The organism is Lutimaribacter saemankumensis, from assembly GCF_900100005.1.
Classification (GTDB): domain Bacteria; phylum Pseudomonadota; class Alphaproteobacteria; order Rhodobacterales; family Rhodobacteraceae; genus Lutimaribacter; species Lutimaribacter saemankumensis.
In genome coordinates this window covers 1-13,303 of the sequence record NZ_FNEB01000019.1, presented here as the reverse complement: position 1 = coordinate 13,303, position 13,303 = coordinate 1, and the positions used below count along the sequence as shown (strand labels likewise).

Annotated in this window: 13 protein-coding genes and 2 pseudogenes; 4 read left to right on the top strand and 11 right to left on the bottom strand. The window is 63.3% G+C overall.

What is annotated here, in order from left to right; translation table 11 throughout:
* The first annotated feature begins 300 nt into the window (after window positions 1–300).
* On the top strand, window positions 301–2,712 hold the full coding sequence (locus tag BLT50_RS18235; RefSeq protein WP_175491535.1) for an outer membrane beta-barrel protein: 2,412 nt from the start codon (window positions 301–303) through the stop codon (window positions 2,710–2,712).
* A 251-nt stretch (window positions 2,713–2,963) separates the two neighbouring features.
* Window positions 2,964–4,091 (top strand): hypothetical protein, encoded by a 1,128-nt coding sequence (locus tag BLT50_RS18230; RefSeq protein ID WP_139170584.1) that lies wholly within the window; start codon window positions 2,964–2,966, stop codon window positions 4,089–4,091.
* A 74-nt stretch (window positions 4,092–4,165) separates the two neighbouring features.
* Here the strand turns inward: BLT50_RS18230 and BLT50_RS19140 are convergent, their stop codons facing one another.
* On the bottom strand, window positions 4,166–4,423 hold the full coding sequence (locus BLT50_RS19140) for a hypothetical protein (RefSeq protein ID WP_139170583.1): 258 nt from the start codon (window positions 4,421–4,423) through the stop codon (window positions 4,166–4,168).
* Between the two features lie 336 nt (window positions 4,424–4,759).
* Complete coding sequence (locus BLT50_RS19430) at window positions 4,760–4,924, bottom strand: hypothetical protein (RefSeq protein WP_175491533.1); 165 nt, start codon at window positions 4,922–4,924, stop codon at window positions 4,760–4,762.
* A 365-nt stretch (window positions 4,925–5,289) separates the two neighbouring features.
* On the opposite strand from BLT50_RS19430, the pseudogene BLT50_RS18220 reads away from it, so the two are divergent.
* A pseudogene (locus BLT50_RS18220) lies at window positions 5,290–5,997 on the top strand (IS6 family transposase).
* A gap of 151 nt (window positions 5,998–6,148) precedes the next feature.
* On the opposite strand, the gene BLT50_RS18215 reads toward BLT50_RS18220, so the two are convergent.
* From BLT50_RS18215 to atpD, 9 genes are read right to left on the bottom strand one after another with little or no spacing between them, the layout of a single operon-like run.
* Window positions 6,149–7,027, bottom strand: a complete 879-nt coding sequence (locus tag BLT50_RS18215) for a F0F1 ATP synthase subunit gamma (RefSeq protein WP_175491534.1) — start codon at window positions 7,025–7,027, stop codon at window positions 6,149–6,151.
* Window positions 7,014–8,561, bottom strand: a complete 1,548-nt coding sequence (locus BLT50_RS18210) for an alternate F1F0 ATPase, F1 subunit alpha (protein ID WP_090030655.1) — start codon at window positions 8,559–8,561, stop codon at window positions 7,014–7,016. Before BLT50_RS18210 ends, BLT50_RS18215 begins: the two co-directional genes overlap by 14 nt.
* A complete protein-coding gene (locus tag BLT50_RS18205; RefSeq protein ID WP_090030653.1) occupies window positions 8,561–9,364 on the bottom strand; it encodes a F0F1 ATP synthase subunit B family protein in 804 nt (267 codons plus the stop codon). The genes BLT50_RS18210 and BLT50_RS18205 overlap by 1 nt, the downstream gene beginning before the upstream one ends.
* Before the next feature lie 4 nt (window positions 9,365–9,368).
* Entirely contained in the window at window positions 9,369–9,659 is a 291-nt protein-coding gene (locus BLT50_RS18200) for a F0F1 ATP synthase subunit C (RefSeq protein ID WP_090030651.1), read from the bottom strand.
* Window positions 9,660–9,661: 2 nt separating this feature from the next.
* Window positions 9,662–10,366 (bottom strand): F0F1 ATP synthase subunit A, encoded by a 705-nt coding sequence (locus tag BLT50_RS18195; RefSeq protein ID WP_090030648.1) that lies wholly within the window; start codon window positions 10,364–10,366, stop codon window positions 9,662–9,664.
* Window positions 10,357–10,659 carry an N-ATPase subunit AtpR gene (locus tag BLT50_RS18190; protein ID WP_090030646.1) on the bottom strand — a complete coding sequence of 101 codons (303 nt, stop codon included), beginning with the start codon at window positions 10,657–10,659 and terminating at the stop codon, window positions 10,357–10,359. The genes BLT50_RS18195 and BLT50_RS18190 overlap by 10 nt, the downstream gene beginning before the upstream one ends.
* Window positions 10,660–10,689: 30 nt before the next feature.
* Window positions 10,690–10,977, bottom strand: coding sequence for an AtpZ/AtpI family protein (locus BLT50_RS18185; protein WP_090030644.1), 288 nt, complete (start codon window positions 10,975–10,977; stop codon window positions 10,690–10,692).
* Window positions 10,974–11,366 (bottom strand): F0F1 ATP synthase subunit epsilon, encoded by a 393-nt coding sequence (locus BLT50_RS18180; protein WP_090030642.1) that lies wholly within the window; start codon window positions 11,364–11,366, stop codon window positions 10,974–10,976. The genes BLT50_RS18185 and BLT50_RS18180 overlap by 4 nt, the downstream gene beginning before the upstream one ends.
* Window positions 11,356–12,759, bottom strand: coding sequence for a F0F1 ATP synthase subunit beta (gene atpD / locus BLT50_RS18175; protein WP_090030640.1), 1,404 nt, complete (start codon window positions 12,757–12,759; stop codon window positions 11,356–11,358). The genes BLT50_RS18180 and atpD overlap by 11 nt, the downstream gene beginning before the upstream one ends.
* Window positions 12,760–13,079: 320 nt before the next feature.
* Between atpD and BLT50_RS18170 the strand changes: the two are divergent.
* Window positions 13,080–13,303: pseudogene (locus BLT50_RS18170) on the top strand (IS6 family transposase); the annotation flags it as partial.

Here is a 13,303-nt window from a genome sequence, read left to right as displayed (position 1 = left end):
CGTTACGACAGGTGCCCAAAGGTCTTCCTGTCAGCCATCGCTCTCGCGGCCATCGTCATCTACTGGCTTTGAAACTCAATGAGTCCAGACCCTAGCACGGGCCGATACCGCATTTTTGCAACACGTACTGCACGGTTAATTGTCGAAAACTGCGGTCAAGTTTCACCCAAAGAAAGTTTCATATAAAAAAAGAAATTGGAATAAGCGGTGTACTGGTTTCTGGTGGGCGAATAATCGGCGGAGAGCACGATGTACTCTGGAAAAAAGCGTATTGCGGGCAGTCTTTCAGCGGCAAGCATTTTGGTTTTCACATCGGGTGCGCTGAGCGCGCAGGATGCCGCGTCGCCGTCGGTTTCGACGCAAGACCAATCCGCGGTTCAATTCGATGCGGGCGTCACCGTGTCCGGCGAGTACACCGACAATGTATTCCTGACGGCAAATGACCGGCGTTCGGATTTCGTGACCGTCGTTGCGCCTTGGGTGGGGCTGTCCTATCGCCTGGAAGATTTCAGGCTGAACGTCGAAGCAAGCGCGGAGATCGGGCGTTTCGCCGACAATCCCAGTGAGGATTACGAGGATTTCTTTCTCGGAGCCGAGGCACAGTACCGTATCTCTGAACGGCTGTTCGCATTTGGCGGACTGGATCTGGCGCTGGATCACGAGGGCCGCGACTCGCCCGATGAGGTCAATGGCAGCCGCCCGACCGAGCTGCGTGAAACCAGCGGGTATATCGGTTTGGGTGGTGCGGTTTCGGATCGCAGTTTTCGCCTGGGCCTGAATGTTCGCGACATCGACTATGAGGACACACCGACGTCGCTGGGTAGTGTTATCGACAATGACGACCGTGACCGCCGCCAACTTGAATTGGGTGGGCGGATCGGTGTCGGGCGCACGCCGACGGGCGAGTATTTCTTTCAGGGCATCTATGATCGCAGGGACTACGATCAGCAGTTCGACAACCAGGGCACCGGGTTCGAGCGCAGCTCGAAGGGGTATCAGGTGGCCTTGGGTTATACCGGTGCGGTCGGCCCGATGCGGGGCGAGGTGCTGTTCGGTCTGATGTCGCTGGACTATGACGATGCGCGGTTCGATACCACGACGGCCGTCGATATCGGCGTCGATCTGTCCATGCCGCTGGGCGAGCGGACGACGCTGGAGGCCATCGTCGATCGCAACATCGAAGAGACAACGCTTGCGGGCGCGTCCGGTTACATCTCGACCTCGGCAGGGCTGCGACTGCGGCACCGGGTTTCGGCGGACATGTCGCTTGCCGCGTATGGTTTTCTGACGCGAAACGATTACCAGGGGTTCGAGCGCAACGACGTTCTGTTGGAGACCGGCGTTTCGCTTCGATACTATCTGAACCCCAGGCTCTATCTCGACACGAACTACGACTTCCGCCAGCGGCAATCCGACGTTGCCGGTGCGGAGTTCGACGAGCACCGGATCACGCTGAGCCTTGGCACCGTTCTTGAACCACGTTTTGACGCCGACACCGCAGACCTGGCGACGTCCAGCGGGGGCGGCTTTTATGCGGGTGTGCAGCTTGGCGATACGGCGCTGCAGACCAAGGTGGACGGGCCGCGCGGGTCAGGTGGCAACCTGACGGCCGACTTTGGCGATCACGGAGCGACGGGCGGAGTTTTCGCGGGCTATCGCAACCAATACGGATCGCTGGTTCTGGGGGCGGAACTTGAGGCGGAGTTCAGCGATGCGTCGTGGACGCATCTGGCGAACCGCGACTTTTCGGTCGAACGGGGCAATGCCTTTGCCCTGAGTGGGGTGATGGGCCTGCGCACGGTGGGCGGCAATCTGCTCTATAGCCGTTTCGGTGTCGTGTCGGCCGAGTTCGACAGCACCTATCAAAGGGGCAGCGGCGCGCCGGTCGCCATCTCCGAGCGTGAAACGGGGCTTTTGTTTGGCGTCGGTGCCGAAATTCCGCTGGGCAACGGATTTGCCGGCCGCGTCGAATACCAGCTGCGCGCCTATGATGACTATCCCCTGGGTGCCCCGCTCGGGTCCGGGTCGGATGACAATTTCGCCAATATCGAAAGCGTTGCACGCTTTGGGCTGGTTTACGATTTCGGCAAGACCGATATGCCGTTCGAAAATCGCCCCAAGACGGACTTTTCCGGCTTCTATGCGGGCGCAAGCATCGGGCACGGCACGTTGCAAAGCGACAACTCCGGCCTCCGTATCCCCGGCAATCCGGCGAACCCGGCCTTCACGCTTGACGCAACGCGCGGCGGGCAGGGCTTTACCGGTGGCGGGTTTGCCGGGTACGGCGTCGTGACGAACGGCTTTTACATCGGCGGCGAAGTTCTGGCCGAAGTCTCGGGTGCCGACTGGAACATCGAACGGAGCCCGGAAGGCCGCATCTATTCGATGAAAAAGACCGGTACGCTGGGGGCCGCTTTGCGCGTCGGTTATGCGCTCAACGACACCGTGCTGATCTATGGGCGGGCCGGGTTGGTCCGGTCGCAATTCGACGTGAATTACACCTATGGCAGCGCCGTAGTGGACCGCAACGAAACGCTGGACGGTGTGCGAATCGGCGCTGGCGTGGAATTCGCGGTTGGCGAAAAATCGACCGTCAGACTGGAATATACGCAGACCGACTATGATGCGAGTTCGGTCGATTATGGCGCCGGCGTCGATCAGTTCGATACCAGCGAACGGATGTTCAGCGTCGGGTTTAGCCGAAAGTTCTGAAACCATCTATTGAATTTTGAAAAAAAGAAACAAGCAATTTCAGATAGCTGTTGGATTGGTTGATATAAATCAATTTCGGAATGTGTTCTTCGTGCTTACCTCCGTAATGAACCGAGCAATACAGCCCGTTTCGGGCGTTTGAGGTTTCAGACTTTCCATGAGGAGGAAACGTGATGTCAGTACAAATTACCCGTAAATCTTCGTTGAAAAGAGTACTTGCGATGGGCTGCGCTGTTGCTGCCCTTGCAACCGTGACATTCGCGGCCGACCCTGTTTTTGCCCAGCAAGGCAATGGCAAGCAGGCGCAGGGCGCACAATCGGGTGCTGGCGGTCAAGGCCAGGGTCAGGGTCAGGGCGGCCAGATGGGCAAAGGTGCCGGGGGCAGCAAGGGCCTGGGCGGCATTTTCCGTGACATCACCGGAATGGACAGCGACCCGGTCGACAGCGCCGATGAAGGCGATGACGACTCGGACAAGCCGACATGGGCGGGTCAGCCCGGCGGCAAGGACGGTGCAGGTGGCGGACGGCCCGCGAGCGCCGGTTCCACCAAGGGTGACCTTTTTGGTGACCTTTGGGTAATCCTGCGCGATTCCAATGGTGTGCCTATCCTGACAGCCGAAGGCTGGGTCCAGCCCATCGACGAGAATGGCGATCCCATCCCGCTGGATGAAGAAGGCAAGCCGGTCGACGAAACAGCCACAATGGAAGTCGAGCTTGGCCGCCTGAACGTTGGCCGCGCACCGTCCAAGGTTCTGCAGACACGCGCGGACGAAGTCATCACCTTGCTGAACAGCGCGACGGATCTGACCGTCGATGCAGCGGGCCGCCTGGTGCTGACCGTCGATGGCGAGGCAAAGACGATTGACTCGCCGCTTGAAAACCTTGCGATCTACGTTGCGCTGCTGACGCAGGGGACCATTCCGGGCGTCACCGATCTGCCGGGAACCGAGTTCGATTTCATGGTGGATGGAACATACACCCTGGCCGATCTCGAAGCCTCGGCCGCGTTCCTGGCGGCAGCCACGGACAAGTCGGGTGAGTTCACGTCCGACGAGATCGCATATATCGACGCGTTCCTGGGCATCAACACGACCACCGTCGGTGATGTCACATACTCGGTCGTCGACTATTCGACGTTCTCTTATGACCGTTCGGACACGTATGACGGGGTCATGGTGACCGTGCTGGTGGAACAGGAAGATGGATCGTTCAAACCTGAAACCCTGGATGTCTATGACGCGGTCTTCGGTGATGAGAACGGCGACGGCGTGGATGCCTCGGCATCCGGGTCGCTCGACGCCTATACGCTGGCGGCCGACGATGCCCGCATGGTGATCGAGTTCATCCACGAGTACGCGGTGCCTGAAGCGCTGGAATGATCGGCCTTGCATGGGGCGGCGGATACCGCCGCCCCATCGATCTCTCGGAAAGGATGATCACGATGTCTTTTGAATCACTCGATCGGCGCCTTTTTCTGGGCGGCGTGCTTGCGGTTTTGGGCGGTGGACCGGTTTTTGCGCAGCATACCGATGAAGAGGAATCCAGTCACGGCACTGGCGGCGGCAGAGGCGCAGGCGGGCACGGCGGCGCGCAGCGGGGCCGGCCCGAGGATCCGCATAGCGGTGAAGATGACCACGGTGACGATCATGGCGATGACCACGGTGACGAGCACACCGATGATCACACGGATGACGAACATACCGATGATCATGGCGAAGATCACGCAAGCGGCAGCAAGGGAAAGGGCGGCGCGTATTTCCGCGGTGGCCGCGATGTCTCGGGCGCTGTCGGTGTCGGGCGCGGCAGGTCGCTGGAAGACCGGGTTCTGAAATCCCCGGACTTCTGAAATCTCCGGCGTGATCCGCGGTCCGTGACGGGGCGCGCCGGTGTTCTGCTATGCTCATTCTGAAAGCCGGGTTTTTGGACCTGCGCCTTTCGTTGCAATCCATGACCGCATGGACGTGGCGCAACGCAAGCCTTTAGAACCGTTCGTCGCGAATGTCGGCTCTGAGCCCAAAGCAGACTTCAGCGATCTCATAGGCACTGTTCAATTCTTCAAGATCGCTTGACTAGCGTATTCCCCCGCCAGCGGTCCTGTCAGGACGATGCCACCGACACCGTCCTCGAACACCTCGTCCACGCGGAACTGATGCTCGGGTACGTCATCGAAGGCCATGATAGTGACAATGCTTCCTGGCTCAATCGTCATCATTGATCCTCCACGCAGACACCATCAGCACCAGAACGAGGGCTGAGATTGCGGGGTGGGTCCGTGACGCGAGCCAGAGCAAGGTCGATGCGACAGCCTTCGGTGTGGGCTGCAAAAGACCCCCCCCGGCGAGAACGCCGAGCGCTGCTAGGGTCTTCATGAGGTCATCCTCCGTAGTTGCTTCCTATTTCAGATACGGAGGGTTCCTCGGTTTTTTGGGCAGACTAAGTCTGGTAGATCAGTAGCCGAAGGAGCCGTAGGAGCTGTTGCCTATGCGCACCGCAGCGAACGGCGGCTTAGAGCCCTAAGCGGGCATTGTCAGAGGAACATGGCTTGAGGCGGGCAGGGGTCTTGCGTAGCCTTTCGAGATGACCAAGCGCTCGCCTTTTAAGTATTTCAAAACCAGCCCTGAGATCATCCGCCTGGCGGTGATGCTCTACGTGCGTTTCCCGCTGTCACTTCGAAACGTCGAAGACCTGCTGCACGAGCGCGGCATCGACGTCAGCCATGAAACCATCCGGTTCTGGTGGAACCGGTTTGGCCCGATGTTTGCATCTGAGATCCGTCGGCGGCGTGTGCAGCAGCTGCGCGCATTCTCGCCATGGCGATGGCATGTCGACGAGGTTTTCGTGAAGATCAACGGTGAGCGGCATTATCTTTGGCGAGCCGTCGATCACGAAGGCGAGGTGCTTGAGAGCGTCGTCACAAAGCGAAGAAACAAAAGCGCCGCATTGAAAATGTTGAGAAAATTGATGCGGCGCTACGGTCAGCCGGACGTGTTGGTAACCGATCGGTTTCCGTCTTATAAAGCGGCGCTTCGCGACATGGGGTGCGAGGATCGGCAAGCCTGTGGTCGTTGGCTAAATAACCGCGTTGAGAACTCACACCTTCCCTTCCGACGACGAGAAAGGGCGATGCAGCGCTTCCGGAGAATGTGAAGTCTACAGAAATTCGTGTCCGTCCATTCCTCCGTCTTCAACCACTTCAACCAGGATCGCAGCCTCTCCAAACGGGACCACTTCAAGCAGAACCGAACCGCTGCTCTTGCCGAGTGGCGTAGTCTCTGCGCAGCATAAGGGGCAGCGTCACTGTCCTGCCAGAGACGAGTGCGAATTAGTCTGACAGCACCAGTCTGACAGCACCTTCGAATTCGTCTGACAGCACCGCTCGGGGCGGATGCCTCGCGGAGAAGGGCCGGAATGTCCGCCAGAGTCCGGCCGCACGCCATCAATCCGCTGTGCTGACCGCCTCGAAACCTGAGACGACATCCAGAAGCTCGCGCGTGATCGTCTCCTGGCGGCGTTGGCGGTAAAGCTGCTGCAGGTCGTCGCGCCTTTCCTCGATGTTGCGCTCGGCCGCCTGCATAGCTGCAAGGCGGGAGGCATGTTCGCTGGCGAGCGCCTCGGCCAGCGCGCGGTAGATCACCACGAAGAGCCGCTGCTGCACCAGCCATGACATCAGCCGGTCGGGATCCATCCGGGTGAGCGGCAGGGACGGGCCGGGCCAGTCTGCCTCCGACAGCTTGCGCAGGTAGCTGTCCGGCAGGGGCAGGAGGTGATGCGCCCGTGGCTTCGCCGTAGCGCGGCCTTCCCGGCGGTTGTGCAGCAGCCAGACCTGCCCGACGCCCTGCGCCTGCCTCCAACGGTCGATCTCTACGATGATGGTCTGCACAAGCCGCGCGAGGCCCTCGACCGAACCGGGCAGGGTCCGGGCGAAGGCCAGCGGTTTGCCGTCCGCTTCGAACCGGGCCGCGACGCGGGCCCCGATGACGCCCAGTTCCACAGGCGCGTCCGCCATGCGGGAGCGGGCAAATCGCGCGATCTTGTCGTTATAGCTGCCGCACAGCCCGCGGTCCGAGCCGATCACGATCAGCGCTATGGTCCCCGCGGCACGGTCGCTGCCGGTCAGGGGCAGGCCCACGAACCGCCGCTGCCGCAGCATCGCCATCAGCCCCAGTTCCACCGTGCGGGCATAGTCGGCCAAGGCGGCCTCGGCCTGTTCGTATTGCCGGATGCTGACAGAGGACAGCGCCTTCATCGTGCGCATGATCGCCTGGATGTCGCCCGTAGTGTCCAGCGCGTCGGACAGGCTTTCAAGCGTCTCCATCGCCGCCCTCCGTCTGCGCGCCCGAAAGCGCATCGCACATGACGCTGATCAGCTTCTCGCGGTCCGCGTCCTTCAGTTTCTCACCCGCGGCGATCCGGTCGCGGATGTCGCCTGCCTCCTCCCGCACGGCCTTGCGGACGGTTTTCTCCGCCTCGGCCACGTCGTCAGGGTCGATTTCGTCGTAAAGGCCTTCCGTCGCCGCCAGAAGCGCCGCGATCTGTTCAGGCGCGTCGAGCTGGTCGTGCTCGCGTTGTTTCAGAACCTCGCGCACGCGCAGGCCGCGGGTGAGCTTGCGGCGCGTCTCGGCATCGAGCTGCGTGCCGAAGCGGGCGAAAGTCTCCAGCTCCTCGAATTGCGCATACATCAGGCGCAGGTTGCCCGCCACGGCGCGGAAGGCGGGCAGCTGCACCTTGCCGCCCACACGGCTGACCGAAGTGCCGATATCGATGGCGGGCAGATGGCCCTTTTCGAAGAGCGAGGGCGAGAGGTAGATCTGCCCGTCGGTGATCGAGATTAGGTTGGTCGGGATATAGGCCGAGATGTTCTGCGCCTGTGTCTCGACCACGGGAAGGGCGGTGAGCGAGCCGCCACCCTGTTCCTCGCGCAGTTGCGTCGCGCGTTCAAGCAGGCGGGAGTGAATGTAGAAGATATCGCCGGGATAGGCTTCGCGGCCCGGCGGGCGGCGCAACAGCAGCGACAACTCGCGGTAGGCGCGGGCATGGCGGGTCAGGTCGTCGTAGACGATCAGCACGTCGCGGCCTTCGGCCATGAAATGCTCGGCCATCGAGGTCGCGGCATAGGGCGCCACGAATTGCAGCCCCGGCGCGTCCTCGCCGCTGGCCACTACCAAGATCGTGCGCTCCATCGCGCCGCCTTCGCGCAGGCTCTGGATCACGCGGGCCACCGCCGATGCGCGCTGGCCGATGGCGCAGTAGATCGACAGGACGCCGGTGTCTTTCTGGTTCAGGATCGCGTCGACCGCGATGGCGGTCTTGCCGGTCTGCCGGTCGCCGAGGATCAGTTCGCGCTGGCCACGCCCGATGGGGATGGCGGCATCGACGGCCTTGATCCCGGTCTGTAAGGGCACCTGAACGGGGCCGCGGTGCATGATGGGGGGAGCCGGCTGCTCAATCGGCAGGCGTTCGGCTGCGTCGATAACATCGCCACCGTCCAGCGGTCGGCCAAGGCCGTCCACCACCCGCCCGACCAGACCTTGACCGACGGGCACGTCGACCACCCGACCGGTGCGCCGCACCGGGTCGCCAGGGCGCAGGGTGTCCGTCGCCCCCAGCACGATCACGCCGGCACGATCGACCCTGAGGCTAGAGGCGATGCCCATGACGCCGCCTACGAAGGTCAGGAGTTCGTCGGCCCGCAGATCGGTGAAGCCCGCGACCTCGGCCACGCCGTTGCCAACCGACAGGACATGGGCGATCTCGGCCATCTCGAGGGCCGGGGCGAGCTGCGCAAGCGCCTCCTCGAGCGGCGCGAAGATGTCGTCTTGAAGGTCATCGAAACTGGTCTGGTGGGCCATCAATTGCTTTCCGCGCTGTCTGGCCGGCGCTCCGTGCTGCGTCGGCCACTGCCTTCGATGACCTCGTCGAGCGTCGTCTCGAGTCGGCCTAGAAAGCGGGAGGCGCTCCATTCGACGGTCTGCTCGCCCGCCATCAGGCGTAGGCCGAGCAGAAGGTCGTCATTTTCGCCGTACTCCACCTCAATGTCCGGGACTATGTGTTCATGGATCGCGCGCGTGATCTGGCTGCGCGCGGCCGGCTTGAGCGGAACGCTGCTCTCTACCCTAACGGGGCCATCCGAGCGCCCGACCGCGGCCTTCAGCTTGCCGCGCGCCTCGTCGTCGAGGTTGGCCAGACGGTCCACGAAGGTGCCCGCCACCTGGCCGGCGAGGTCGCTGCCCGCGTAATCCTTGAGCACCCGGCGCACGATATCGATCACCTGATGGCCGGCGCGCTGCCGCAATCTGGCGGCGAAATCGTCCCGCGCCTCCTCGAGGTGGTCCTCCCAGGTCTTGCGCCGGGCCTCCATCTCCTCGCGCAGGTCGTTTTCCATCTCCTTGCGCATGTCGTTTGCTTCCTCGCGGACCTCGCGCAGCACCTCTTCCCGGCTGGCCTCCAGCTTTTCCTGCTTTTCGCGCAACTGCTCCGCCTCGGCCTCGACCTTCGCACGTGCGTCCTTCGCCTCTGCCAGCCGGGTTGCAATCCGTTCCTCGCGCCGGGCCATCGCATCCGTGATCGGGCGGTAAAGGAAGCGTTGCAACAGCCAGACGAGGACCAGGAAGTTGATGATCTGCGCCGCGACGGTCAGCCAGTCGATCTCCATGGAGTCAGCCCCCGGCGGCTTGCGAAGCGGCTTCGGCGGCGAAATTGGCGAACGGATTGGCGAAGATCAGGATCATAGCCACCACGAAGCAGTAGATCGCCGTGGATTCGATCATGGCAAGGCTGACGAACAGCGTCCGCGTGATGGTGTTCGCGGCGTCCGGCTGCTGCGCGATGGCTTGAAGCGCCTGGCTGGCGGCGCGCCCCTCAGCCAGCGCCGGGCCGATCGAGCCGATGGCGATGGTGAGCCCGGCGGTGAAGATCGACACCACGGCGATCAGGGTTGCTGCTTCCATGCTCAGTCTCCTGTGTCATTGGGGGAGGGATCGCTGGCGCCGCTGCGGCTGCGGCTGGCCGATCCGATGTAGACCATCGCAAGGATGGCGAAGATGTAGGCCTGGATCAGCCCGGTCAGCAGGCCCAGGACCTGCATCACGACCGGAAAGAAAAACGGCGCCACGGAAATCAGGATGCCGACGATCACCGTTCCGCTCATCACGTTGCCGTAAAGGCGCACCGCCAGCGCAATGGTGCGAGAGACCTCGCTGACGATGTTGAAGGGCAGCATCAGCGGTGTGGGCTGGATGTAGCCGCGCAGGTAGGCGCCGATCCCGCGCTTGCTGATGGAAAAGAGCGGGACCGCGATCAGCACGCATATCGCCAGCGCTGCCGTGGTCGAAAGCGATCCGGTGGGCGGCTGGTAGCCCGGCACCATCGAAAGGATGTTGGCCGTGGCGATGAACAGGAACAGCGTGCCGATGAAGGGCAGGTAGCGGCCGGGATCGTCGGCGCCGATCTCGGCGATCTGGTCCCGGATGGTCGTGACGATGACCTCGAGCGCCGCCTGCCAGCGCGAGACGGTTTCCTCCGCGGTGAGCCGCGACGTCACGACCCACGACCCGATGACCAGAAGCGCCATCACCGCCCATGTGAAGACGATCGTGGCGTTGAGGCGCAGACCCCGCCATTCGTAAAGCACCCAAGCGTCGGGACTTATTTCCATGGCGCGCCCCCCGGTGTTGGAGTCCCCAGCCAGCGGGTCGCGGCTAGACGCATGGCGATGAAGCCGGCGACCGCCACGGCGATGCCCTCGATCCGGAGGCCGAGCGCGGCCGCTGCCGCCAGCGCGCCCAGGAGCAGCGCCAACCGCGCAAGGCCAAGCGAGATGAAGACCAGCACGCCGCCGCGATCCTGCGGCAGGGACCGCACGGCGACCCAGAGCAGGCAGAGATAGACCGCACCAAGTGCGCCTCCCGCCAGTGCGGCAAGGAACAGGGACAGGATGGACAGGGTCATCGCGCCCTCCGAAGCGGCTGCCGGCCAGAATCAGTCATCGCGTCCCTCCCGTTGCACCCAGTACCACGCATTGAAGGCGCCCAGAACGGCGCCCGCCAGAAGCAGGGTCAGTGTCCAGGAGACCTCCCCCGGCGATTTGCCGTCGATCCAGACCCCCAGAGCGATGCCCGCGACGACGGGCACCGCGACGGACCAGCCCACCAGCCCGAACATGCCGAGCCCGTACCACACGCTTTCCCGCCGGCGCTTGCGGGCCTCTTCCATCTGCCGGGCCTTGCGCGCGATGGTGTCCGTTTCGCTGTCGTGGTCCGTGCTCATGGCAAGCTCGCCCCCAGGTCGCGAAACCGGCGGACCATGCCCGCTTCCAGCCGTGCCAGCGCCGCGCGCGCGTCGCGCTCTTCCTCGTCGTGCTTGCGGAACTCGGCCTCGACGCGCGCGCGCAACGCGCCCAGGTCGTCGCCCTCGACCGCACCGCGCACCGCCACCCGCACCTCCGCGCCGCATTTGACCAACGTCCCGGAGTTGACGGCGACGAAGCGTTCCGCGCTGTCCTCGGTCTCGTAGAGCAGGATGCCCGGCACCAGCGCGCTGACGAAATCGATGTGGCCGGGCAACAGCCCGAAGCAACCGTCCGGGCCCTCCGCCACGATACGACGCACGGGCCGGTCCACGCAGACCGCCATGGGCGTGATGACCTCAAGCCGCATCGGGGGTCTCCGCCGGTTCGTCGAGGTCGTCGATGGCGCCGATCATGTAGAAATCGCCCTCGTCGCGGTCCGCGAACTCTCCGGCAAGGATGCGCGCGCAACTGTCGATGGTCTCGTCGAGCGGCACGAAGCGACCCTTGTTGCCCGTCATCGCCTCGGTGGAAAAGAAGGGCTGGGTCAGGAAACGTTCGAGCTGGCGCGCCTGCCGCACCGTGGCGCGGTCGCGTTCGGACAACTCCTCGAGGCCCAGCATCGCGATGATGTCCTTGAGATCCTCGTATTCCGCCAGGGTGCTGCGCACTGCCCGCGCGACCCTGTAATGGCGCGGGCTGACAGTGCCGGGCGTCAGCATCCGCGAGAAGGATTTCAGCGGGTCGATGGCCGGGTAAAGCCCCTCGGACGCCTTTTTGCGCGACAGCACGATCGAGGCCGACAGATGCGCAAATGTATGCGTGGCGGCGGGATCGGTGAAGTCGTCGGCCGGCACATAGACCGCCTGGATCGAGGTCATGGTGCCCCGGTCGGTGGAACAGATACGCTCCTCGAGATCGGCCAGTTCCGTGCCCAGCGTCGGCTGGTATCCCACCCGGCTGGGGATTCGGCCCAGAAGGCCCGATACCTCCGATCCCGCTTGCACGAAGCGGAAGATGTTGTCGATCAGCACCAGCACGTTGCGGCGCAGGTCGTCGCGGAAATACTCGGCCATCGTCAGCGCCGCGTGGCCCACGCGAAAGCGCACGCCGGGGCTTTCGTTCATCTGGCCGAACATCATCACGGTGTTCTCCAGCACGCCCGCTTCGCCCATCTCGCGGTAGAGTTCCTCGGCCTCTCGGGATCGCTCACCGATGCCGCAGAACAGGCTGACGCCATCGTATTCGGCGACCATGTTGTGGATCATCTCGGTGATCAGCACGGTCTTGCCCACTCCCGCGCCGCCGAAAAGCCCGGCCTTGCCGCCGCGTTCCAGCGGGCTCAGCAGGTCGATTGCCTTGATGCCCGTCTCGAAGATGGCACCCTCGACGCGCCGCGCGGCCAGCGGCACGGGGGCGCGCAGGATCGGGCGGCGGGGCAGGTCGGGCAGGGAAGGACCCTCGTCGATCGTGTCGCCGAAGACGTTGAACATGCGGCCCAGAAGCTCTTCGCCCACCGGCACGTCGATGGGTCCGCCGGTATCCCGCACCGCCAGACCGATGCGCAGCTCAGGCGAGGGGTTCATCACCAGTCCGCGCGCGAGCCCTTCGCCCGGCAGTCCCGCAACCTCGATGACGATCTCGGGGTCCGTCAGCGTGACCAGTCGCGTCGTGATCGCCGGCAACGCCCGCTCGAACCGGATGTCGGCGATCCCGCCGCCCAGCCGCACGATGTGACCGATGTCGGTGTCGCGCTGCTTCATTCACGAAGATCCTTGCCACACATGCGTGTTCGCTCCTGCTCCAGCCCTCAGCCAAAAGGAATTCACTTTGGCAGGTTAGCAGTTTCAAAGGTTTGGTGCATCAGTTTCGCAGGTCCTGCGCATGAACCACGGCCCCCGCGAAAGCGTGGCCTGCCCCTATCGCCGATCGGGTTGTGCCGATTGCCCGGACTTAGGGCGACGACGATCCGCCGGATCATGCGGCCGGCCTTGTCTACACCGGCGTGGCGTGACCCGCTCTGGGCGGTCATGTCAGAGGAACGTGGCTTGAGCCGGGCAGGGCGGTTGCGTAGCCTCTCGAGATGACCAAAAGCTCTCCCTTCAAGTACTTTAAAACCAGCCCTGAGATCATCCGCCTGGCGGTGATGCTCTACGTGCGTTTCCCGTTATCACTCCGCAATGTCGAGGACCTGCTGCACGAGCGAGGCATTGACGTCAGCCACGAGACCATCCGGTTCTGGTGGAACCGGTTTGGCCCGATGTTTGCATCTGAGATCCGTCGGCGGCGTGTGCAGCAGCTGCGTGC